Below are 23,762 nucleotides of genomic sequence, written 5' to 3'. Positions count from 1 at the left end.
AAGCGAAGCTGAGCAACTCATATAGCAGGTTTTGCGCAAATTTCAGGCAAATCCGGTGGGCTATAAATTTTGCGCAAACGGTTTCGTCGCGAGGTCGCTTTCTCTATAATACGCCCCGTTTTCCCCTGTTGCGCCCAATGAAGCGTCGCCCGGCGTTTCGAAGACGAGAGATCTTATGATGGAAATTCTGCGTGGTTCGCCCGCCCTGTCGGCATTTCGTGTAAACAAACTGCTGACCCGCTTTCAGGACGCTCACCTGCCGGTGAGTGATATTTACGCTGAGTACGTCCATTTTGCCGATGTCAGCGCGCCACTGAGCGCCGACCAACAAACCCGTTTACAGCGTCTGCTGAAATATGGTCCTTCTCTCGCTGAACATGCGCCACAAGGGCGTCTGCTGCTGGTGACACCGCGTCCTGGCACCATTTCGCCATGGTCATCGAAAGCCACCGACATTGCCCATAACTGCGATCTGCCGCAGGTTCGTCGCCTCGAGCGCGGTCTGGCATTTTATGTGCAGGCACCTCAGTTAACCGAGGCGCAGTGGCAGTCGCTTGGCGCACTGCTGCATGATCGCATGATGGAGACGGTCTACAGTGATCTGGCGCAAGCTGAGCAGCTGTTCGCTCACCACTCACCGCAGCCGGTGAAAAGTGTCGATGTGCTGGGTGAGGGCCGTCAGGCGCTGGTTCAGGCTAACCTCTCGCTGGGTCTGGCGCTGGCAGACGATGAGATTGATTACCTGCTGGCGGCGTTCACCCGTCTGGGTCGCAATCCGAACGACATCGAACTCTATATGTTCGCTCAGGCCAACTCTGAGCACTGTCGCCATAAGATCTTTAACGCCGACTGGATTATTGATGGCGAGAAACAGCCGAAGTCGCTGTTTAAGATGATCAAGAACACCATGGAGCAGACGCCGGACTACGTGCTGTCTGCTTACAAAGACAACGCCGCAGTGATGGAAGGCTCCGAAGTGGGGCGTTTCTTCGCCGACGCGGCAGAAAGCGAATACCGCTGGCATCAGGAAGCGGCACATATCCTGATGAAAGTGGAAACCCACAACCATCCCACGGCGATTTCTCCGTGGCCTGGCGCGGCAACCGGCTCCGGGGGTGAAATCCGTGACGAAGGGGCAACCGGACGCGGCGCTAAGCCAAAAGCTGGGCTGGTCGGCTTCTCGGTGTCGAACCTGCGTATTCCTGGCTTCGGGCAGCCGTGGGAAGAGGATTTCGGTAAACCGGACCGCATCGTCAGCGCGCTGGAGATCATGACCGATGGCCCACTGGGCGGCGCGGCGTTTAACAATGAATTTGGTCGTCCGGCACTGAACGGCTACTTCCGCACCTATGAAGAGCAGGTTACCAGCCACAATGGCACCGAGCTGCGCGGCTACCACAAGCCGATCATGCTGGCGGGCGGCATTGGCAATATCCGTGCTGACCACGTGCAGAAAGGTGAAATCACCGTCGGCGCTAAGCTGGTGGTGCTGGGCGGTCCGGCGATGAATATCGGTCTGGGCGGCGGTGCCGCTTCTTCGATGGCGTCGGGTCAGTCTGATGCCGATCTCGACTTCGCCTCGGTTCAGCGTGACAACCCGGAAATGGAGCGTCGTTGCCAGGAAGTGATCGATCGCTGCTGGCAGCTCGGCGATGACAACCCGATTCTGTTCATCCATGACGTGGGCGCGGGCGGCCTGTCGAATGCGATGCCTGAGCTGGTCAGCGATGGCGGCCGCGGCGGTCAGTTTAACCTGCGCGATATCCTCAACGATGAGCCGGGCATGAGTCCGCTGGAAGTGTGGTGCAACGAATCACAGGAACGTTATGTGATGGCGGTGGCACCCGAGAAGCTGGCTGAGTTCGAAGCGATTTGCCAGCGTGAGCGCGCACCGTTTGCGGTGATCGGTGAAGCCACCGAAGAGTTGCATCTCAGCCTGAGCGACAGCCATTTCGACAATAAACCGATCGACATGCCGCTCGACGTGCTGCTGGGCAAAACGCCGAAGATGACGCGTGACGTCGTGACGCAGCAGGCGCAGGGCAGTGAACTGCAGCGTGATGGCATCACCCTGGTGGATGCGGTGAATCGCGTGCTGCATCTGCCCGCCGTGGCGGAGAAAACGTTCCTGATCACCATCGGTGACCGCAGCGTGACCGGCATGGTCGCGCGCGACCAGATGGTCGGTCCGTGGCAAATCCCGGTCGCCAACTGTGCCGTGACCACTGCCAGCCTCGACAGCTATCACGGTGAAGCCTTTGCGCTGGGTGAACGTGCGCCGGTTGCGCTGCTCGATTTCGCCGCCTCCGGCCGTCTGGCGGTAGGTGAAGCATTAACTAACCTCGCGGCCACCGCTATTGGCTCGCTGAAACGCGTCAAACTGTCGGCTAACTGGATGTCGGCTGCCGGTCATCCGGGCGAAGACGCCGGTCTGTACGCTGCGGTAAAAGCGGTCGGCGAAGAGCTTTGTCCGGCGCTGGGTATCACCATCCCGGTGGGTAAAGATTCGATGTCGATGAAAACCCGCTGGCAGGAAGGCACCGAACAGCGCGAGATGACCTCGCCGCTGTCGCTGGTGATCACCGCGTTTGCGCGGGTTGAAGATGTGCGTCGTACCGTTACGCCGCAGCTGCAGCCCGATGGTGAAAACCTGCTGCTGCTGATTGATCTCGGTAACGGGGCCAATACCCTCGGCGCTACGGCGCTGTCACAGGTTTATCGTCAGCTGGGCGACAAGCCTGCTGACGTGCGTGATGCCAGCCAGCTGGCGGGCTTCTTCAACGCGATACAGGCGCTGGTGGCGCAGCAGAAACTGCTGGCTTACCACGATCGTTCCGACGGTGGCCTGTTAGTGACGCTGGCAGAGATGGCCTTTGCTGGCCACTGTGGCGTTGAAGTGGATATCGCGGCGCTGGGCAATGACCCGCTGGCCGCCTTATTTACTGAAGAGCTGGGCGCGGTAATTCAGATTAACGCGGCCGATCGCGCGGCGGTGGAGCAAATCCTGGCCGATCACGGTCTGGCCGACTGCAGTCATCTGCTGGGCCACGCGCAGCCGGGCGACCGCTTTGTGATTCGTTCGGGCGACAGCGCGGTTTACAGCGAAAGCCGGACCACGCTGCGCACCTGGTGGGCAGAAACCACCTGGCAGATGCAGCGCCTGCGTGACAACCCGGCCTGTGCCGATCAGGAACACGAAGCGAAAAAGAACGACAGCGATCCGGGCCTTAACGTTACGCTGACCTTCAATCCACAGGAAGATGTCGCAGCCCCAATGATCGCCACCGGCGCGCGTCCACGGGTTGCGGTGCTGCGTGAGCAGGGCGTCAACTCACACGTTGAAATGGCGGCGGCGTTTGACCGGGCCGGCTTTACCGCGGTTGATGTGCACATGAGCGACCTGCTGGCCGGACGTCGTAGTCTGGAAGAGTTCCAGGCGCTGGTTGCCTGTGGCGGTTTCTCTTACGGCGACGTGCTGGGCGCCGGCGAAGGCTGGGCAAAATCAATCCTGTTTAACGCACGGGTGCGTGACGAGTTTGAGACCTTCTTCCACCGTCCGCAGACCCTGGCGCTCGGCGTCTGCAACGGTTGTCAGATGATGTCCAACCTGCGTGAACTGATTCCCGGCAGTGACCTGTGGCCACGCTTTGTGCGTAACCAGTCTGAACGGTTTGAAGCCCGTTTCAGCCTGGTCGAAGTGGCAGCCAGTCCGTCGCTGTTACTGGATGGAATGGCCGGCTCGCATATGCCTATCGCGGTTTCCCATGGTGAAGGGTTCGTTGAAGTGCGCGACCCGGCGCATCTGGCCGCGCTGGAAGCGAAAGGACTGGTGGCGCTGCGCTTTATCGATAACTTCGGCAAAGTGACAGAAACCTATCCGGCTAACCCGAACGGCTCGCCAAACGGTATTACCGCAGTCACCAACGAAAGCGGCCGCGTCACCATCATGATGCCGCACCCGGAGCGGGTGTTCCGCACTGTCAGCCACTCCTGGCATCCGGCAGAGTGGGGCGAAGACAGCCCGTGGATGCGTATTTTCCGCAACGCACGTAAACAGCTGGGTTAATTAATCCGCTGATAACAACAGGAGGCCACTGCGCCTCCTGTTTATTTTCAGGCGGCTGTTGGCAAATGACGACAGTCGCCGATCAACGGTGTCGCTATCAGGCGACATTTATCCTGATGATTTATATCAGATAGTTTAGCGACCCTGCTGAGTGTTGCTGTCAGGCGACAGTTTTAGCGGCTTTCGCGGTTCGCTAACGCCGCCGGTGGTCCGGGCAATCTGACAATTTACTGAAAAACATCACTATTTATTAAGTGGCATGAAACTTGCTATACTCCATGCGCTGCTCATTCACCTGTTTATGATTGCCCCGCACCGCGGAAAAGAGCTCATAAAATCCGAATGACGCACCAAACGGAGCCTGCCGTCCACCTCATCGATAATCGTTTGCTTTGCAACGTTATCAAACGCCGGACGTAACGTTGAGTAAGGCTCCACCCATTTTTCCGCGATGCCGCTGGCGTCGCGTCAACGGCAGGCCAGCGCGCCTGCCGTTTTATTTTCTGCCCCTTTCTTCCTGCATCAGACTCCGCTAGCATCCAGACAGCATTTTTCTAAGGAAGCGGCCGCGTGAAAAGATGGCGTTTATTTCCCCGTTCTCTGCGCCAGCTGGTGCTGATGGCGTTTGTGCTGGTGCTGTTACCGCTGCTGGTGCTGGCGTGGCAGGCGTGGGAAAGCCTCTCGGCCCTCAGCGAACAGGCGGCGGACACCAACCGCAACACTTTCACCGACGTGCGCCGCAGTGAGGCGATGGCCCGCACCGCGGTTGAACTGGAGCGCAGCTATCGCCAGTACTGCGTGCTGGATGACGCCTCGCTGGCGCGGCTCTATCAAACGCAGCGCACCCGCTACAGCCAGATGCTGAGCGCTCACAGCGCCAGCCTGCCGGAACTGCCAGCTTTCCAGACGCTGCAAGCCACGCTGCCCCTGCTGACTCAACCACAGTGCGACAATGGCAACCCGGTGCCGCGCGCCGCCGAAGCGCTGGATCGCTTCTCGGCCACCAATGCCCGGATGGTGCAGGACACGCGTGAGGTGGTGTTCTCACGCGGCTTACAGCTGCAGCGTGAAATTGCCGATCGCGGCCAGTTCTTCGGCTGGCAGGCGCTGATTCTGTTTATTATCAGCCTGGCGTTAATGATGCTCTTCACCGGCATGATCATCGGGCCGGTGAAACGCATCGAACGGATGATCAACCGGCTGGGTGAAGGACGCGAACTGGGCAGCAGCGTAGAGCTTCGCGGCCCGCGCGAGCTGCGATCACTCGGTCAGCGTATTCTCTGGCTGAGCGAGCGGCTGGCCTGGCTGGAAACCCAGCGTCATGAATTCCTGCGTCATCTCTCCCACGAACTGAAAACGCCGTTAGCCAGTTTGCGCGAAGGCACCGAACTGCTGGCGGATGAAGTGGCCGGATCGCTTAATAGCGAGCAGAAAGAGGTGGTGTCGATTCTGGACAGCAGCAGCCGCCATCTGCAGCGGCTGATTGAGCAACTGCTGGATTACAACCGTAAACTGGCCGATGGCCCGACCCGACTGGAAACGGTCAGGCTGGATGAGATTGTGGCGCGGGTGGTTAGCGCCCATGCGCTGTCGGCGCGAACCAAACTGATGCAGACGGTGCTGGAACTCAACGCGACCCACTGTCTGGCCGAGCCGACGCTATTGATGCGGGTGATCGACAACCTCTATTCGAACGCCGTGAACTACGGCAGCGAATCCGGTACCATCTGGCTGCGCAGTCAGCAGCAGGGCGATCGGATCTGGATCGAGGTTGCCAACAGCGGCACCCCGATTCCGCCGGACGAGCAGAAGATGATATTCGAGCCGTTCTTTCAGGGCAGCCAGCAGCGTAAAGGGCCGGTGAAAGGCAGCGGGCTGGGCCTGAGCATCGCCAAAGATTGCCTGCGTCGGATGCAGGGCGACCTGTCGCTGGTCTCCAGCGATCGCACCGGCGTCTGTTTTCGCATTGAACTGAATACCACAGCCGGGAATGTCTGACTGATGAAATATTTACCCGCTTTGCTGTTGAGCACGCTGACCACGCTGCTGCTCAGCGGATGTACTACTTCTCCGGCCACCTCATCGCTGCCGTCGGGCCATCCGGTGGCGGAACCGGAGGTCAAAATAGCCGATTATCTGGCCACCCGCTGCAGCGACGTGTGGCAGATTGAGAACCACGCGGCGCTGGCGAATCCGCTCTACTGGATGCGCGCCATCGACTGTGCAGAACGGCTGTCGCCCGCCGAAGCCCGCGCCGAAGCGCACCGCTGGCCGGCTGACGGCTGGTCACGCGCCTTTAAGCAGGGCGTGTTAATGGCTAACGGCAACGTCACCCCGGTGGAGCGACGCCAGTATGTCGCTACCCTGGACAGCTACAGCAGTGATTTTCCTGCGCCGGTTCGTCCGCTTATTCAGCTGTGGCGCAGCAATCAGGCGGCGCAACTTGACCTCAGCGAAGCGCGAACCCGTTATGCACATCTGCAACAAAGCAGTGATGGCCAGCTGGAGACGCTCCGGCAGCAGATGGTCAGGCAGCAACAGCAGCTGAGTGATACGCAGCGTAAGCTGGAGCGACTGACTGACATTGAGCGCCAGCTATCATCCCGCAAAGCGCCGGATGTCTCTGACAGCAGTCACGGCACCGCATTGCCGCAGGACGAGGAGCAATAATGGTTAAACAAGCCGCCCGGCTGCTGCTGGTCGATGACGATCCCAGCCTGCTGAAGCTGCTGGGCATGCGTCTCAGCAGCGAAGGTTATCAGGTCACTACCGCTGCCAGCGGCCCGGAGGCGTTGCGCCTGCTGCAGAAAGAAAAAATTGATCTGGTTATCAGCGATCTGCGGATGGACGAAATGGACGGTCTGGCGCTGTTTGGCGAAATCCAGAAACGCCACATGGGGCTACCGGTAATTATCCTGACCGCGCACGGCTCGATTCCGGATGCGGTCTCCGCCACTCAGCAGGGGGTGTTCAGCTTTCTGACCAAGCCGGTGGATCGTGATGCGCTCTATAAAGCGATTGATGAAGCGCTGGCGCAGCAGGCGCCGATCAGCGATGACCGCTGGCGCGAAGCTATTGTCACCCGCAGCCCGCTGATGCTGCGGCTGCTGGAGCAGGCGCATATGGTGGCGCAGTCTGACGTCAGCGTGCTGATTAACGGTCAGAGCGGCACCGGTAAAGAGATGCTGGCACAGGCGATCCATGCTGCCAGTCCGCGTCACGGCAAGCCGTTTATCGCCATCAACTGCGGCGCGTTGCCGGAACAACTGCTGGAGTCGGAGCTGTTTGGCCACGCCAAAGGAGCGTTTACCGGCGCGGTCAGCGCCCGTGATGGGCTATTCAAAGCGGCCGGTGGCGGCACGCTGTTTCTGGATGAGATCGGCGACATGCCACAGGCGTTGCAGGTTAAGCTGCTGCGGGTGCTGCAGGAGCGCAAGGTACGGCCGGTCGGCAGCGATCACGACATGGATATCGACGTGCGTATCATTTCCGCCACTCACCGCGACCTGCCTAAGGCGATGGAGAAAAAAGAGTTCCGCGAGGATCTGTTCTATCGTCTCAACGTGGTTAACCTGAAAATTCCGGCGCTGCATCAGCGGACGGAAGATATCCCGCTGCTGGCGAATCATCTGCTGCGTCAGGCGGCGGAACGGCATAAGCCGCAGATCCGCAGCTTTTCTGTCGATGCGATGAAACGCCTGATGGCGGCCAGCTGGCCGGGCAACGTGCGTCAGCTGGTCAACGTGGTTGAGCAGTGTGTGGCGCTCAGCGCGTCACCGGTAATCAGTGATGCGCTGGTGGCGCAGGCGCTGAGCGGTGAAAACAGTGCGTTGCCCACCTTTGTCGAGGCGCGCAATCAGTTCGAGCTGAACTATCTGCGTAAGTTACTGCAGATGACCAAAGGCAATGTGACCCATGCTGCGCGTCTGGCTGGACGCAACCGTACTGAGTTCTATAAGCTGCTGTCTCGTCACGAACTGGACGCCAGCGATTTTAAAGAGTAGCGTGCGCCGCCAATCCGCAGGGCAAAGCGTGATCCGCATGGCGGATATTAGCTGCCCGGCCACGCCAGCAACATTTATACTTGATAAACCCTTCCGACCACGGAGGGAGAGAGAAAAGGGTCTGACATGAAAAAGATTGATGCGATTATCAAACCATTCAAACTCGATGATGTACGTGAAGCCTTAGCTGAAGTCGGCATCACCGGCATGACCGTGAGTGAAGTGAAAGGATTCGGCCGCCAGAAAGGCCATACCGAGCTCTATCGTGGCGCAGAGTATATGGTCGACTTTCTGCCGAAAGTAAAAATTGAGATGGTGGTCGGCGACGATATCGTCGATACCTGTGTTGAAACCATCATGCGCACTGCGCAGACCGGTAAAATCGGTGACGGTAAAATCTTTGTCTTTGACGTCGCGCGCGTAGTGCGTATTCGTACGGGCGAAGAGGATGAAGAGGCGATTTGAGTTCGCCAGATTAAAAAAGCCCGCGGCGATGCGGGCTTTTTTTATGGCGCAATCACATGCCTTTATGCGGCCCGAACAGTTCGTAATGGATGCGTGCATCCTCGACGCCAGCATCACGCAGCTGCGCCACCACATGCTGCATAAAGCCCAGCGGGCCACACAGGTAGAACTGCGTCTGCGGTGACTGTAAACGTGCTGCCAGCGCCGTCACGTCCATCAGGCCCTGCGCATCAAACGCGCCGGCATCCTGCGGGGCAGGCTGACGATACCAGACCTGCGAAACGAAATCGCTGAGCCGGGCGCCGGTCGCTGTGACTTCGTCGGCAAAGGCGTGCTGCTCGCCATTTTCCGCAGCGTGCAGCCAGCTTACCGCCGCAGGATGCTGCTGCGCGGCCAGCGCATGCAGCATGGCCAGCATCGGGGTCTGACCGACGCCCGCCGAAATCAGCGCCACCGGCGTTGCAGACTCAGCCTGCAGGAAGAAATCACCGTGCGGCGCAGCCAGCTGCACTTCATCGCCCACCTGACCATACTGATGCAGCCAGCCGGAAACCGTGCCTTTGTCCTCACGTTTCACCGCAATGCGGTAATCTTTACCGTTACTCAGGTTAGTCAGGGAATATTGACGAATCTGATGATGTTCGAAGCTGGCGGGCTGCAGGTGCACCGTCAGGTACTGGCCCGGCTCAAATGCGGCCACCGGTCCGCCGTCGACCGGCGTAAAGGTGAAACTTTTAATCACCGCACTCTGTTGCTCAATCGCGCTGATGCGGAAAGCGCGGGTACCCCGCCAGCCGCCGGTTTGCTGTTCTGACGCCTGATAAATCTGCTCTTCACGCTGGATAAATACCTCTGCCAGTACGCCATAAGCCCGGCCCCAGGCCGCCAGCACCTCTTCACCCGGATCCAGCAGCTCTTTGATGGTCGCCAGTAAATTTTCGCCGACGATGGCGTACTGATCGGGCTGAATATTCAGGCTGGTATGCTTCTGGGCAATTTTCTCCACCGCCGGCAGCAGCACTGCCAGATTTTCCAGGTTAGCACCGTAGGCGCAAATCGCATTGAACAGCGCTTCACGCTGATCGCCAGTGCGCTGATTATTCATGTTGAAGACGTTTTTCAGTTCGGGATGGTGCGACAACATGCGGTCATAAAAGTGGGCGGTGAGTTTCGGACCGCAGGCCGCAATGGCGGGCAGAGTCGATTTAACGGTCGCGATGGTTTGCGCATCAAGCATAGGAAGAACCTCACATGTAAAGTTGCATTTTAAATGCATCTTATAGCGATACCCGCTGCGCTGTAAATAACCGCATCAACTTTCTGGCGGCTGGGCAGGTCGCGAACTGCCGCTGGAGGAGGAAATCTCCGTCACATCCTGAAGAAAAATCGTGATGCAGTTTCGCCAGAAAAAAGCGTAAAAATCCCGTGCCGCTGCATAGCCAATCGTTTGCGGAAAAAGAGGGGATTCACCCTACCTTCACCTGATAAAACGGTTTACACTGTGGGCCTTCGCCCCGGTGGGGCTTAAACTGCCGTTAAAAAAGTTAGCTGAGTCAGGAGATGCGGATGTTAAAGCGTGATATGAACATTGCCGATTATGATGCCGAGTTGTGGCAGGCGATGGAGCAAGAGAAAGTGCGTCAGGAAGAGCACATTGAACTGATTGCTTCTGAAAACTACACCAGCCCGCGCGTTATGCAGGCGCAAGGTTCGCAGCTCACCAACAAATACGCCGAAGGCTATCCAGGCAAACGCTACTACGGCGGATGTGAATATGTTGATATCGTTGAGCAGTTAGCGATTGACCGGGCTAAACAGCTGTTTGGCGCTGATTACGCCAACGTGCAGCCGCATTCAGGTTCACAGGCGAACTTCGCGGTGTACACCGCACTGCTGCAGCCGGGCGATACCATCCTTGGCATGAACCTGGCCCACGGCGGACACCTGACCCACGGCTCACCGGTTAACCTTTCTGGCAAACTCTACAACGTAGTCGCTTACGGCATCGATGAAACCGGCAAGATCGACTACGACGAGCTGGCTGAATTGGCCAAAACGCATAAGCCGAAGATGATCGTCGGCGGTTTCTCTGCCTATTCCGGCGTATGTGACTGGGCAAAAATGCGTGAAATCGCCGATAGCGTCGGCGCATGGCTGTTCGTTGATATGGCGCACGTTGCCGGTCTAATCGCCGCTGACGTCTACCCAAGCCCGGTGCCGCACGCGCACATCGTGACCTCGACCACCCACAAAACGCTGGCGGGTCCTCGCGGCGGTATCATCCTGGCGAAAAACGGTGACGAAGAGCTGTATAAAAAACTGAACTCCGCGGTGTTCCCGGGTGGACAGGGCGGTCCTCTGATGCACGTGATCGCCGGTAAAGCGGTGGCGTTCAAAGAGGCGATGGAGCCGGAATTCAAAACCTATCAGCAGCAGGTCGCGAAAAATGCCAAAGCGATGGTCGAGGTGCTGATCGCACGCGGCTACAACATCGTCTCTGGCGGCACCCATAACCATCTGTTCCTGATCGATCTGGTGAGCAAAAACCTGACCGGTAAAGAAGCCGATGCGGCGCTGGGTCGTGCCAACATCACGGTAAACAAAAACAGCGTGCCGAACGATCCGAAGAGCCCGTTTGTTACCTCGGGTATTCGTATCGGTACCCCAGCCGTTACGCGTCGTGGCTTTAACGAAGCGGACGTGCGTGAACTGGCGGGCTGGATTGCTGACGTGCTGGATAACATCAACGACGAAGCGACCATTGAGCGCACCAAACAGAAAGTGCTGGAAATCTGCAGCCGTCTGCCGGTCTATGCTTAAGCGTTAACCTGTTGTGTAACCGCATAAAAAGGATGGCATCAGCCATCCTTTTTTATTGTCTGAGGTGCGGCGATCTGCCAGAGTAGCGCCGACTCTTACTGCCAGGCAGCACACTTGCTGGAGGGAATATGGCAATCGGCTCCGCCAGATGGCTCGGATTGGGCTACTTCACCTACTTCTTCTGTTACGGCATCTACCTGCCTTTCTGGGGCGTATGGCTCAAAGGCACCGGTCTCGATGCGGAAAAAATCGGTCTGCTGCTGGGCTGTGGCATGGTGGCGCGCTTTGTCGGCAGCCTGCTTATCGCCTCTCAGGTAAAGAATCCGGCACAGTTAATTACCGCACTTCGCCTGCTGGCGCTGATGACCTGCCTGTTCGCCATTGGCTACTGGGTCGGGCAACAGTGGATGTGGCTGCTGGCGGTGATGATTGGCTTTAACCTGTTCTTCTCGCCGCTGGTGCCGCTCAGTGATGCGCTGGCCGCCACCTGGACGCAGCAGATTGGCCTGGCTTACGGTCCGGTACGGCTGTGGGGATCGCTGGCGTTTGTCATCAGTTCGGCGCTGACCGGGGTGCTGGTCAGTGCTTACTCCTCGCAGGCAATATTGCTGCTGCTGTCGGTAGGGGCATTTAGCATGCTGGCCGGAATGATGCTCACGCCAGCCACTCATCCACAGGGGAATGAGCGGCAGGGCGCATCAGGCGGTGGCTGGCCGGTCTGGCGTGACCTGCTGCGTGAAAACGCGGTCTGGCGCTTTATGCTGTGCGTAACGCTGCTGCAGGGGGCGCATGCCGCCTATTACGGCTTCAGTGCTATCTGGTGGCAGGAGAGCGGCTATTCGGCCTCAACGGTGGGCTATCTCTGGTCGCTGGGCGTGGTCGCGGAGATCATTATTTTTGCGCTCAGCAACCGCCTGTTTCGACGCTGGAGCGCGCGCGATTTGCTGCTGCTGTCGGGCATCTGCGCACTGATCCGCTGGAGCCTGCTGGGAGCCAGCACCGCGCTGCCGCTGCTGATTGTGGCGCAGATTCTGCACTGCGGCAGTTTCACCGTCTGCCATTTGGCGGCGATGCGCTTTATTGCTGCCCGTCAGGGCGCTGAGGTGATCCGGCTGCAATCGCTCTATTCCGCGCTGGCAATGGGCGGCGGGATTGCGGTGATGACTATGATTTGCGGCGTGCTGTTTACCCATCTGCAGGGGCATCTGTTTTGGGTAATGGCATTGGTGGCGCTGCCGGCGCTGTTCCTGCGCCCGCGTTACGACTCGAGTAAATAACGGATACGCTGCTGATGGTGCGCCGTCAGCGGCAGTTCCGCATGTATCAGCGGCGGTGAGTAGAGCGGCAGGGAAGTGGCGTAGGGTGAAATAATCAGGTCAACTTCGCGCGGCGCGCCATCGCGCTGAAAACTGCTCACCTGCTGGTAGGTAATATTGATCGGCAGCAGGGTGATTTCACGGATCTGCTGCTCGACATCCTGCTCCAGCTGCGGATCTTCGCCGGTTAATATCAGTACCTGCTTCTCCTGCAGCGCATTTTCCTGCATCAGCCAGGCACCAAAAATCACCGTAATCAGGCTCACCTCTTCCGGGGTAAAAGCGATCTGGTATTCATATTCAAAAGCGCGCAGCGCCAGCTGGGTGGTGCGTAACAGGCGCGGATAGAGGCGGCTGACATCCAGCGCCACGCTGTTGTCGATACCGATGGTGAAATGGGTGCGGTCCAGCGCCTGCGCCAGATGGGTATAGAGCTGCTGCAGCAGATCGTCGCGGTCGGCAAAGGTCACCGCAGCACACTGCTCAAAATCGGCAATCAGCTGTACTGTCGCCGCCATTAATCGCTGCTCGCAGGGATGCTTTACCCGATCGGCCTGCGGGGTGTGGATCAGACTGAACAGCAGCGTCCAGAAATCCGTTTCGCTGATGTGCGGTGCCAGATGGCAGCGTTTGCGCCAGTGATGGATCACATCTTCAGCCGCCTGCCGTTCTGCTTTATGTTGCAGCCAGACGCGCTGAGCCTCGCTGAACAGCGCGGGCTGACGCTGACACAGCCCGTACTTCATAAAAATCTGCAAAAACAGCCGATCCCGTTCGCTAAAATCGCGGTCCAGCCGCAGTCCGCAGTGCTGAATTAACGCCTGCAGATTGGTCTCATCGTAGAGCGCTTTCTCTATCTTCATCACTTTCAGACGCTGACGCAGCGGACCGGCAAAATGCTCACAGACAAAGGTCTGCGACAAACGCAAACTGCGTCGCAGGTTGTGCAGCAGGCAGAGGCGCCGATCCAACTCTGTTCCATGAAGACGAAAGCTGCCATCCACCATCTGGTGCAGTTCCAGCCGGTGATATCGCTGTATCTCGTCACCCACTTCCGCGATATCCTGTCGGGCAACCGCAGGATCAACGCCATTTAACTGGCAGACTTTTTCAAGCGTAAGCGCGGGAGTCGGCAGAAATAGCAGCAATAAAAGATGGCACTGTCGCTGTGAACGGGTGAAGAGTGGTGCCAAAGGGGTAGCAGAACTCATCAATCAGATTTCCAGCAGGCTAGTTTGAGCTAAGAATAGCCAACCCGGTCAGTCCCGGTAGCTGTCAGGCGGTTTTTTTAGTCAGAGGTTTAAGGCGGGTCACAAAATTTTGTTACTTATAGATTCTTTTTATCGGGAACGTTACTTTATAACATTATGAAACGCACACGCTTTGTATTACTGATGGCCTTAAGTCCGGCGGCACTGGCGCATCCACACAGTTTCATCGACATGAAAACTGAACTGGTGGCGAAGGGGGATACCTTCACCGGCTTAAAAATGACCTGGACCATGGATGAGATCACCTCTGCCGATCTGCTGTATGACGCTGGCGAGGCGAAGCCAGGCAGCGTGGTGTGGAAGAAGCTGGCGGCCGGCGTGATGGCTAACGTGCTGGGCCAACACTACTTCTCAGAAATCTGGCATAACCAACAGCGGGTAAAATTTTTGAATCTGCCTGACGAATATAATCTTTCGCGTAACGGTCATAAGGCGGTGCTGGAGTTTATTCTGCCGCTGGCGGAACCACCGGTACTGACCGGGCAGCGTTTCGACATTCTGACCTTCGATCCCACTTATTTTGTCGACATGTTTTATGACAACGCCAGCGCCCTGACGCTGCCTCCGGCCCTGCAGGAGCGCTGTAAGTTTACGCTTAACACGCCAAAGCCCAACGACTCGCTGAAACAGTATGCGCTGTCGCTGGATAAGGCCGATGCGCCGGCAGAAGAGCTTGATTTGGGCCGGCAGTTCGCGCAGACGGTGAGGCTCACATGTCAGTAATGTCCACTCCGGGCGGCGTCTCACGACTCTGGCCGCTGTGGCTGCTGGCGGCGCTGCTGCTGACTGGCGGCACGCTGCTCTGGCTTAACTGGCCGCAGATTCTGCTGCAGAGCGTGTTGTGTCAGAAAGATCTGCATCAACAGATGACTCAACTGTTACAGCAGGTGGCTGAGCAGCCGCAGCAGGCCGGGCTGTCGCTGGTGCTGTTCAGCCTGCTGTATGGCGTTTTGCATGCGCTGGGGCCGGGCCATGGCAAAGTGGTGATTACCACGTTTCTGGCAACCCATCCGGCCAGAGTCAAAACCAGTATTAAGCTGACGCTGCTGGCCTCGCTATTGCAGGGCTCGGTGGCGATCGTGCTGGTCACGGTGATGCTGGTGCTGCTGCAAACTACTTCACGTCAGCTGCATCTCAGCAGCTTCTGGCTGGAAAAGGGCAGCTTTCTGCTGGTGATCGGGCTGGGGGCCTGGATCGGTTACCGCGCGCTGGGAACGCTGTGGCAGATGCGACGTCCGCGCCCGGCGCTCGCTTTTCGCACGCTGCGTCCCGATCACCAGCATCACGCACACTGTGGTTGCGGACATGCGCACCTGCCGTCACCGCAGCAGATACGCGAGGCGGTGAGTGTGAAAACCCAGCTGCTGGTGGTCGTGTCCATGGGGCTGCGGCCCTGTTCCGGGGCGATCATGATGCTGCTGTTTGCCAAAGTGATCGGCGTCTATGCCTGGGGCGTACTCTCAGCGGCGGCGATGGCGCTCGGCACCGCATTGACCATCTCGCTGATTGGCTTGCTGGTCCAGCGCGCCCGGATAGTGGCGCAACGGCTGGCCCAGCCGCGGCACAATCGACTGGCACAGTTGCTGGTTCCAGTGCTGACCTTAATCGGTAGCCTGATATTAATTGTGGCCGGTATCGCTTTATGGCAGTCAGCACAGCCCGCTTTCAGCGGCGGAATTCGACCTTTCTGAACTTTAACAAACGCAGCGGGAATTAAATTTCCGCTGCGTAGCTTATCTCGCTAATTTCTGTAAATTCACATCGTTATTTTTTTCTCACTTCCCGATGGTGGTGAAATGACTATTCACTGTCTACGCTGTTAATACCAAAACGGCATTCTCTGCCGGGATGATAAAAAACCAAAGCACCTTTCTGTTTTTTGCGAGGAGTATATTTCATGGCTGATACCCGTATTAATAATGGCTATACCGAAACGCTGGCCACCGGGCCGGCAGGATTGCCACTAAAGCGTATTTCCTGGAGCGCCGTTTTTGCCGGGGTAATTTGCGCGTTGATCGTTCACATCATATTGACGCTGCTGGGAACGGCAATTGGCGCGACCAGCGTAGATCCGATGAAGGAACAGAATCCATTAGACGGACTGGGTACTGGCGCACTGGTCTGGACCGCCATTGAAATGCTGGTGGCGATGGCGGCCGGTAGCTATGTGGCGGGTCGTCTGGCACAGCGTGAAGGCGCGCTGCACGGCTTACTGATGTTTGGCCTTAGCACAATTTTCACTATTTACCTGGCGATTGCGCTGGCGAGCAGTGTATTGGGTGGGGCGATGAATATTGTCGGTTCTGGTTTCCAGGCATTGGGTAGCGGTATTTCCGCTGCTGCGCCATCGGTCACTCAAATGGCGAAAGATAAACTGCAGGAAAGTAATATTAATTTAGATGACCTGCAAAACGAGCTGGAAACCACGCTGCGTCAGACCGGTAAACCGGAATTACAGCCTGAGAACTTAAAACAGGATGCAAATAACGAAGCGCAGAATGCAGAGAACCAGGCTAACAACACCGCTAACCATCCACAGACGGCGGATACTGATCTGGCTAACTGGTTAAAAGGCGTGATGAATCGTCATTCAGATACATTACAGGCTGCCGATCGTGATGCGCTGAAAAATATTATCAAAGCGCGTACCGGTAAAAGCGATCAGGAAGTCGATCAGATTGTTACCCAGACTGAGCAGAGCTATCAGCAGGCGATGCAGAAATATCAGGAAGTGAAGCAGCAGGCCGAGCAGAAAGCGCGTGAAGCAGCAGAGAAAGCGGCAGCGGCCACGGCGAAAGCCAGCTGGTATGCGCTGATTCTGTTGATTATCGAAGCGGTGCTGGCCGGTGTGATGGGGATGGTGGGCCGTCGTACTCAGCCTCGTCAGGTGCTGTCACACGAACGTCGTTAACCGACGCGAAAAACAGGCAATAAAAAAGGCGGCTGAGAAGCCGCCTTTTTCTGTGCTGTGACTTAGCGTTTTAACGCTTCGCTCAGCTCTTCACGCATGTTGGACAGCATGGCTTTCACTACGCGTGGGTTACCGGCAACGATATTACCGGAATGCAGATAACCGTGGTTACCGGTGAAGTCAGTGACCAGACCACCCGCTTCACGCACCAGCAGTTCACCCGCTGCGAAATCCCATGGCTTCAGGCCAATCTCAAAATAACCATCGACGCGACCGGCTGCAACATAGGCCAGATCCAGCGCCGCTGAGCCGGTACGGCGAAAATCGGCGCACTGGGTAAACAGTTTGGTCAGGATGTTCATGTAGGCTGGCGCGTGCTGCTTCAGCTTGAACGGAAAGCCGGTAGCCAGAATGGTGCCATCCAGGTCGCGAGCGATGCTGCCGCGCAGACGGTATCCATTAAGCTGGGCGCCCTGGCCGCGTACGGCGCTGAACAGTTCATTACGCATTGGGTCGTAAACCACCGCGACTTCAGTGCGGCCTTTGATGCGCACGGCGATGGAAACAGCAAAGTGGGGCAGACGTTTGATGAAGTTGGTGGTGCCATCCAGCGGATCGATAACCCATTGAATGTCCTGATCCTCACCCGCCAGTTCACCGCTTTCTTCGGTGATGATGGTATGTTTCGGGTAAGATTTACGAATCACTTCGATAATCAGGCGTTCTGCTTCGCGGTCAACATTGGTTACGAAGTCGTTGCTGCCTTTCTGGCTGGCTTCGACGGCGTCCGGGGTTTCATAATTCTTGGCAATTAAATTTCCGGCCTTGCGCGCTGCGCGCACGGCAATGTTGAGCATTGGATGCATCGGTATCTCTCGCTGGATGTTAAAGAACGGGGAAAACGGCGCGGAGTATAGCAGCGTGTTCGGTAAATGTCCTGCTTTATGTTAGCATTCGCGCTACTGATTTTACTGACCCGCTGCTGAGACTCCTCAATAATGCTGCAAAATATCCGTATCGTGCTGGTTGAAACCTCTCACACCGGCAACATGGGCTCCGTCGCCCGCGCCATGAAAACCATGGGCCTGACCAACCTTTATCTGGTTAACCCGCTGGTCAAACCCGATTCACAGGCGATCTCCCTCGCCGCCGGGGCCAGTGATGTGATTGGCGACGCTAAAATCGTCGACTCGCTGGACCAAGCTATCGCCGGCTGCAGTTTAGTGGTGGGCACCAGCGCACGGTCCCGTTCGCTGCCGTGGCCGATGCTTGATGCCCGCGAATGTGGCGTGAAAAGTGTCGAAGAGGGCCAGCAGGCGCCGGTGGCGCTGGTGTTTGGTCGTGAGCGCGTCGGCCTGACTAATGAAGAGCTGCAGAAGTGCCACTATCACGTCGCGATTCAGGCCAACCCGGAATACAGTTCGCTAAACCTGGCGATGGCGGTGCAGATCATCGCTTATGAAGTGCGGATGGCCTGGCTGCAGGCGCAGGAACAGGCCAGCCCGCAGCCGCAGTATGCCGAATCGCCTTATCCGCTGGTGGATGACCTTGAGCGCTTCTATCAGCACATGGAACAGATGATGCTGAACAGCGGCTTTATCCGAGAAGCTAACCCGGGTCAGGTGATGAGTAAACTGCGTCGTCTTTACACCCGTGCCCGGCCGGAACGTGATGAACTAAACATCCTGCGCGGCATGCTTTCGTCGTTTGAAAAGCGAAAAAACGAGAAGAAAGAAGACGATAATAGTTGAGTAAATTACCAGGTTAAATACTTGAGTGTTTTACCTGGTTAAATAGTTGACCAAATTACTCGGGAATGTCAGACTTGCCGACATCTTTTGCTAATCCTCCGATAACCGGACGCTATTGAGGTCGTACGCTATGAGACTGACATCCAAAGGACGTTATGCCGTAACTGCTATGCTGGACGTTGCCCTTCATTCCCATGAAGGCCCGGTTCCGCTGGCTGACATTTCCGAGCGTCAGGGCATTTCGCTGTCGTATCTCGAGCAGTTGTTCTCCCGCCTGCGTAAAAATGGCTTAGTTGCCAGCGTACGGGGACCGGGCGGCGGTTATCTGTTGGGTAAAGAGTCGAATGCTATCGCGGTCGGTGAAGTGATCACCGCGGTCGATGAGTCGGTTGACGCCACCAAATGCCAGGGCAAAGAAGGCTGCCAGGGCGGCGAACGTTGCCTGACCCACGTCCTGTGGCGCGATCTGAGCGTGCGCATCAGTGACTTCCTGAACAATATTTCGCTGGCTGAGCTGGTGAATAATCAGGAGATCCTCGACGTGGCCGATCGTCAGAACGCCAATGACAATCGTCGCTTCCAGAGCCCACGCGCTCAGGAAATCAACGTCAATCTGCGCGCCTCGTAATCCCCGCTGTTGCGGCCCTAACTGCTAACGCGGGCAGGGCCGAATCTGCTATAAAGACGTATGATTTTTTATACGGAGCTGTAGCGCAATGAAATTACCGATTTACCTGGATTATGCCGCCACCACGCCGGCCGATCCGCGTGTAGCCAGCAAAATGATGCAGTTTCTGACGCTGGATGGCACGTTCGGTAATCCGGCCTCCCGTTCTCACCGTTTTGGCTGGCAATCTGAAGAAGCGGTCGATGTGGCGCGCAATCAGGTGGCCGAACTGGTTAATGCCGATCCGCGTGAAATCGTGTTTACCTCTGGCGCCACCGAATCTGACAATCTTGCGATTAAAGGCGCAGCCCACGCCCATCAGGCGCGCGGCAAACATATCATTACCAGCCAGACTGAACACAAAGCGGTGCTCGACAGTTGCCAGCAGCTGGCGCGTGAAGGCTTTGATGTCACCTACCTGAAACCGGCCGCCAACGGCATTATCAGCCCTGAAATGCTGCGTGACGCCCTGCGTGACGACACCATTTTAGTCTCGATCATGCACGTCAATAATGAAATCGGCGTGATTCAGGATATTGCTGCTTTCGGCGAGCTGTGCCGTGAACGCGACATTCTGTTTCACGTTGACGCAACCCAGAGCGTCGGCAAACTGCCGATCGATCTTAGCCTGTTGCCGGTCGATTTAATGTCATTTTCCGCCCACAAACTCTATGGCCCAAAAGGGATCGGCGCGCTCTATGTCCGCCGCAAACCTCGGGTGCTGATCGCTGCCCAGATCCATGGCGGTGGCCATGAACGCGGCATGCGTTCCGGCACCCTGCCGGTCCACCAGATTGTCGGAATGGGTGAGGCCTACCGCATTGCAGCGGAAGAGCGTGAGACCGAGATGGCGCGCCTGCAGCGCCTGCGTGACCGGCTGTGGCACGGCATCAGCCAGCTGCCGGACGTCACGCTGAACGGTGACCTGCAGCACAGCGCTGCCAACATCCTTAACCTCAGTTTTGCCAACGTTGAGGGCGAATCGCTGATCATGGCGCTGAAAGACCTGGCACTCTCCTCCGGTTCGGCCTGTACCTCAGCCAGTCTGGAGCCCTCTTATGTCCTGCGGGCTTTGGGAGTCGGTGAAGAGCTGGCGCACAGTTCGCTGCGCTTTTCGCTTGGCCGCTTTACCACCGAAGAAGAGATCGATTACGCCATCACGCTGGTGCAGAAATCAGTGACGCGACTGCGTGCCTTAATGTAATCGGCCAGATACCCGGCCAGATTCTGAAACCGCGCCATAATATGCGCCAGGCTGGCATCCTCTGACGGAATCTGTTATCAGGTCTGTCTGTGCATTACATTTAACATCTTATTAAAGCCGCTTTAACAATCGGGCTGGATGAAACGAATAACGTCTATGGAGCTTCGCGATGACCACACAACCGATGAACATCACTCTTAGCAGCCAGCCCGCCGATGCGCGCTGGGGCGAAAACGCCATACTGAGCAGCAACGACAGCGGCATGACCCTGCACCTGATCGGTGCGGATGCGCTGATGACCATTCAGCGTGCCGGTCGCAAACTGGATAGCCAGGGTATTCGCCACGTGGCTCTGGCCGGCGAAGGCTGGCACCTTGAACAGTGCTGGGCATTCTGGCAAGGCTACCGCGGCCCGAAAGGACAGCGTCAGGTTGACTGGCCAACGCTGGGCGAGCACGAGCAGGCAGAATTTGATCGCCGGCTGAAAATTATCGACTGGGTACGCAACACCATCAACCTGCCAGCCGAAGAGCTGGGACCGGAGCAGCTGGCGCACACCGCCATCGACCTGATCAGTGAAGTGGGCGGCAGCGCCGTCAGCTATCGCATCACCAAAGGTGACGATCTGCGGGTGCAGGGCTACATGGGCCTGCATACGGTAGGGCGCGGCTCCAGCCGTCCGCCGGTGCTGCTGGCGCTCGACTTCAATCCGACCGGTGACGACAACGCGCCGGTGTACGCCTGTCTGGTCGGCAAAGGCATTACCTTCGACACCGGCGGCTACAGTATGAAGCAGAGCAGCTTCATGGACTCAATGAAGTCTGACATGGGCGGGGCGGCCACCGTGACCGGCGCGCTGGCGATGGCGATTGCCCGCGGCCTCAACAAACGCGTGAAGCTTTACCTCTGCTGCGCCGACAATATGGTCAGCAGCAACGCCTTTAAACTGGGCGATATCATTCGCTATCGCAATGGCAAATCGGTGGAAGTGATGAACACCGACGCCGAAGGCCGACTGGTGCTGGCTGATGGCTTAATCGACGCCAGCGAGCAGCAACCGACGCTGCTGATCGATGCTGCCACCCTGACTGGCGCAGCCAAAACCGCGCTGGGCAATGATTACCATGCGTTATTCACCTTTGATGAGGTGCTGGCGCAGTCGCTGATGGGCAGCGCAGTCAGTGAAAACGAGCCGTTCTGGCGTCTGCCGCTGGCCGAGTTCCATCGCAGCCATCTGCCGTCTAATTTTGCCGATCTGAATAACATTGCCAGCCCGGCACATGCGGCCGGTGCCAGCAGCGCGGCGGCGTTCCTCTCTTATTTCGTCAGCAACTACCAGCAGGGCTGGCTGCACATCGACTGCTCTGCGACCTACCGCAAAAGCGCGGTCGATCAGTGGGCGGCCGGTGCCACCGGCCTTGGCGTGCGGACGCTGGCTAACCTGTTACTGAAATAACTGCTATTCAGCGGTGGCGGGTGCCGCCGCGTTTTTAGAGAGTGAATATGAACCGTCTTGAAGAGGTGCTGAAGCTGGCCGCTACCGAGCCCGCTCACCGGCCCGAATTTTTTCAACTGTTGCTGGAATCAGACGTCTGGGTGCCGGGCGAAAGCACGTCGCAGCAACTTGATGCCAGCACGCCGGTCGATCTGCAGCACTGGGAAAAAGAGGATGGCAGCAGCATCATTCCGTTTTTCAGTTCAGAACAGGCGATGAGCGACGCGGTCAGCAGCGAGCAGGCTTATCTGCGTCTGCCGGTGCGCACGCTGTTTGAAATGACCCGTGGCGAAACGCTGTTTCTCAACCCTAAATTACCGACCGGCAAAGAGTTCTCGCCTGCCGAAATCACTCATCTGCTGGCGGAAGAGGGCAACGCCCTGAGTCAGCAAACGGTGCTGGAAGGCGGACAGTCGCTGCTGTTGTCTGAAGTGGCGGAACCGCCGGCGCAGATGGTTGATTCGCTGACCCAGCTGTTCAGCAAATACAAGCAGGTGCGCCGCGCATTTATCGCCAGCATCCGTGAGCGGGCTGATGAAACGCCGAACCTGCTGATTGGTATTGAAGCGGACAGCGATATTGAAGCGATCATTCAGGCGGCGGGCAGCGTAGCAATGGATACGCTGCCGGACGATGCGCCGGTCGACTTATGCGAAGTGACGGTGGAGGATCGCGGCATCAGCCATTTCTTCACTGCCCATATTACCCCGTTCTATGAACGTCGCTGGGGCAGTTTCCTGCGCGACTTCAAAGGCAGCGAACGCATCATCTGATGGAAAAAGAGCGGCGCACTGGCCGCTCTTTTTTTATTTCGCAATCGGCAGATCGTCGCGGCTGCCCCATTCGCTCCACGAACCGTCGTAGATGGCGGTGTGACGCGCGCCCAGCGCGGTCAGCGCCAGAATCACTACCGCTGCCGTGACGCCCGAACCACAGCTGGCCACCACCGGTTTGTCCAGCTCAACCCCGGCGCGGGCAAACAGATCGCGCAGTTCAGCCAGCGGCTTCAGTTCGCCATTCACCACCAGGCTATTCCACGGCACATTCAGGCTATTTGGAATGTGGCCGCGCAGCAGACCGGGACGCGGTTCATCCACTTCGGCGTTAAAACGGTTGGCCGCACGCGCATCCACCAGCTGTGCGCCACCTTCATGACTGATCAGCAGCACATCATTCAGCCGACGGACCTGGCCTTCATCATAGCTGGCTTCAAACTCACCTTCCGGCAGTGATACCGGGCCGCTCTCAAGGGCAAAACCGGCCGCTTTCCAGCCCTGCAGGCCGCCAGCCAGAATCGACACCTGGGCAACGCCATACAGGCGCAGCATCCACCAGGCGCGTGGGGCCGAGAACAGATTTCCCTCGTCATAGACCACCAGATGTTTGTCGCTGCTGATACCCAGTTCACGCATTGCCACGGCAAAACGCTCGGGGCGCGACAGCATGTGCGGGTAAGGGCTGGTGTGATCCGACAGCTCTTCAATGTTGAAAAACGGTGCATCAGGCAGATGGCCCGCCAGATATTCGGCATTCACATCCCGCACCGCTTCCTGACCAGACGGCAGCATCCGGCTGTCCAGCACCTGCAGGTTTTCATCGTGATAGTGTTCCTGTAACCAGTCGGCGGACACAAACAGTGGCGTCGTCATAACAACCTCATCTCAGTTATCTGTGCTGTCAGTGTCGGGCAATGCGGGCGCCATCTCAAGAGAAGCGTTGATTAAATGCGAGCATTGAGATGAAATTGCGCAGCGTTATAAAACAACTCCTCTGGGACCCGGTGAAGGATTTA

19 protein-coding genes are annotated in these 23,762 nt (G+C 57.5%); 15 read left to right on the top strand and 4 right to left on the bottom strand.

Features of this window, described 5'->3' with window-relative positions; genetic code table 11:
* Nucleotides 1-175: 175 nt before the first annotated feature.
* From purL to glnB, 5 genes are all read left to right on the top strand, one after another.
* The gene (purL, locus tag AC6I8D_RS14940; protein ID WP_312759034.1) at nt 176-4,066 is read left to right on the top strand and encodes a phosphoribosylformylglycinamidine synthase; all 3,891 of its coding nucleotides are present in this window, start codon (nt 176-178) and stop codon (nt 4,064-4,066) included.
* A 570-nt stretch (nt 4,067-4,636) separates the two neighbouring features.
* Nucleotides 4,637-6,064: a sensor histidine kinase gene (locus AC6I8D_RS14935; protein ID WP_312055125.1), complete on the top strand. Its 1,428-nt coding sequence runs from the start codon at nt 4,637-4,639 to the stop codon at nt 6,062-6,064.
* A gap of 3 nt (nt 6,065-6,067) precedes the next feature.
* Nucleotides 6,068-6,736, top strand: a complete 669-nt coding sequence (gene qseG, locus AC6I8D_RS14930; protein WP_312055123.1) for a two-component system QseEF-associated lipoprotein QseG — start codon at nt 6,068-6,070, stop codon at nt 6,734-6,736.
* Nucleotides 6,736-8,070 carry a two-component system response regulator GlrR gene (glrR, locus tag AC6I8D_RS14925; RefSeq protein ID WP_409519781.1) on the top strand — a complete coding sequence of 445 codons (1,335 nt, stop codon included), beginning with the start codon at nt 6,736-6,738 and terminating at the stop codon, nt 8,068-8,070. Before qseG ends, glrR begins: the two co-directional genes overlap by 1 nt.
* 126 nt (nt 8,071-8,196) lie before the next feature.
* Nucleotides 8,197-8,535: a nitrogen regulatory protein P-II gene (gene glnB, locus AC6I8D_RS14920; RefSeq protein WP_003848647.1), complete on the top strand. Its 339-nt coding sequence runs from the start codon at nt 8,197-8,199 to the stop codon at nt 8,533-8,535.
* A gap of 52 nt (nt 8,536-8,587) precedes the next feature.
* On the opposite strand, the gene hmpA is transcribed toward glnB, so the two are convergent.
* Nucleotides 8,588-9,772, bottom strand: coding sequence for an NO-inducible flavohemoprotein (hmpA, locus tag AC6I8D_RS14915; RefSeq protein ID WP_497820408.1), 1,185 nt, complete (start codon nt 9,770-9,772; stop codon nt 8,588-8,590).
* Between the two features lie 329 nt (nt 9,773-10,101).
* Between hmpA and glyA the strand changes: the two genes are divergently transcribed.
* Together glyA and AC6I8D_RS14905 are read left to right on the top strand one after the other, a co-directional pair.
* Nucleotides 10,102-11,355: a serine hydroxymethyltransferase gene (gene glyA / locus AC6I8D_RS14910; protein ID WP_031376264.1), complete on the top strand. Its 1,254-nt coding sequence runs from the start codon at nt 10,102-10,104 to the stop codon at nt 11,353-11,355.
* Nucleotides 11,356-11,483: 128 nt separating this feature from the next.
* Entirely contained in the window at nt 11,484-12,632 is a 1,149-nt protein-coding gene (locus tag AC6I8D_RS14905; protein ID WP_312055119.1) for a 3-phenylpropionate MFS transporter, read from the top strand.
* Here AC6I8D_RS14905 and csiE read toward each other — a convergent pair.
* On the bottom strand, nt 12,614-13,882 hold the full coding sequence (gene csiE, locus AC6I8D_RS14900; RefSeq protein WP_312055117.1) for a stationary phase inducible protein CsiE: 1,269 nt from the start codon (nt 13,880-13,882) through the stop codon (nt 12,614-12,616). The two genes, AC6I8D_RS14905 and csiE, sit on opposite strands and share 19 nt — an antisense overlap.
* 156 nt (nt 13,883-14,038) lie before the next feature.
* On the opposite strand from csiE, the gene AC6I8D_RS14895 reads away from it, so the two are divergent.
* The 3 genes from AC6I8D_RS14895 (at nt 14,039) to AC6I8D_RS14885 (ending at nt 16,853) form a co-directional block, all read left to right on the top strand.
* Nucleotides 14,039-14,665, top strand: a complete 627-nt coding sequence (locus AC6I8D_RS14895) for a DUF1007 family protein (RefSeq protein ID WP_312055115.1) — start codon at nt 14,039-14,041, stop codon at nt 14,663-14,665.
* Entirely contained in the window at nt 14,656-15,633 is a 978-nt protein-coding gene (locus tag AC6I8D_RS14890; RefSeq protein ID WP_497820407.1) for a nickel/cobalt transporter, read from the top strand. Before AC6I8D_RS14895 ends, AC6I8D_RS14890 begins: the two co-directional genes overlap by 10 nt.
* Before the next feature lie 206 nt (nt 15,634-15,839).
* Entirely contained in the window at nt 15,840-16,853 is a 1,014-nt protein-coding gene (locus tag AC6I8D_RS14885) for a TIGR04086 family membrane protein (RefSeq protein WP_312055112.1), read from the top strand.
* Nucleotides 16,854-16,915: 62 nt separating this feature from the next.
* Here the strand turns inward: AC6I8D_RS14885 and suhB are convergent, their stop codons facing one another.
* Nucleotides 16,916-17,719, bottom strand: a complete 804-nt coding sequence (gene suhB / locus AC6I8D_RS14880; RefSeq protein WP_031376258.1) for an inositol-1-monophosphatase — start codon at nt 17,717-17,719, stop codon at nt 16,916-16,918.
* A 132-nt stretch (nt 17,720-17,851) separates the two neighbouring features.
* On the opposite strand from suhB, the gene trmJ reads away from it, so the two are divergent.
* The 5 genes from trmJ (at nt 17,852) to sseB (ending at nt 22,743) form a co-directional block, all read left to right on the top strand.
* Nucleotides 17,852-18,604, top strand: a complete 753-nt coding sequence (trmJ, locus tag AC6I8D_RS14875; RefSeq protein ID WP_312055108.1) for a tRNA (cytosine(32)/uridine(32)-2'-O)-methyltransferase TrmJ — start codon at nt 17,852-17,854, stop codon at nt 18,602-18,604.
* Nucleotides 18,605-18,734: 130 nt separating this feature from the next.
* A complete protein-coding gene (gene iscR / locus AC6I8D_RS14870) occupies nt 18,735-19,232 on the top strand; it encodes a Fe-S cluster assembly transcriptional regulator IscR (protein ID WP_312055106.1) in 498 nt (165 codons plus the stop codon).
* 88 nt (nt 19,233-19,320) lie between these two features.
* Nucleotides 19,321-20,475 carry an IscS subfamily cysteine desulfurase gene (locus AC6I8D_RS14865; RefSeq protein ID WP_312055104.1) on the top strand — a complete coding sequence of 385 codons (1,155 nt, stop codon included), beginning with the start codon at nt 19,321-19,323 and terminating at the stop codon, nt 20,473-20,475.
* A gap of 169 nt (nt 20,476-20,644) precedes the next feature.
* The gene (pepB, locus tag AC6I8D_RS14860; RefSeq protein ID WP_497820406.1) at nt 20,645-21,931 is read left to right on the top strand and encodes an aminopeptidase PepB; all 1,287 of its coding nucleotides are present in this window, start codon (nt 20,645-20,647) and stop codon (nt 21,929-21,931) included.
* Nucleotides 21,932-21,978: 47 nt separating this feature from the next.
* Nucleotides 21,979-22,743 carry an enhanced serine sensitivity protein SseB gene (gene sseB / locus AC6I8D_RS14855; protein WP_312055100.1) on the top strand — a complete coding sequence of 255 codons (765 nt, stop codon included), beginning with the start codon at nt 21,979-21,981 and terminating at the stop codon, nt 22,741-22,743.
* A gap of 33 nt (nt 22,744-22,776) precedes the next feature.
* On the opposite strand, the gene sseA is transcribed toward sseB, so the two are convergent.
* Nucleotides 22,777-23,619: a 3-mercaptopyruvate sulfurtransferase gene (gene sseA / locus AC6I8D_RS14850; RefSeq protein ID WP_497820405.1), complete on the bottom strand. Its 843-nt coding sequence runs from the start codon at nt 23,617-23,619 to the stop codon at nt 22,777-22,779.
* Nucleotides 23,620-23,762 lie beyond the last annotated feature (143 nt).

It is taken from the genome of Pantoea sp. X-Soil-MYKO-1785 (assembly GCF_059730675.1).
The sequence above is the reverse complement of the archived record's forward strand: the minus strand, read 5'-3'. Positions and strand labels throughout refer to the sequence as shown.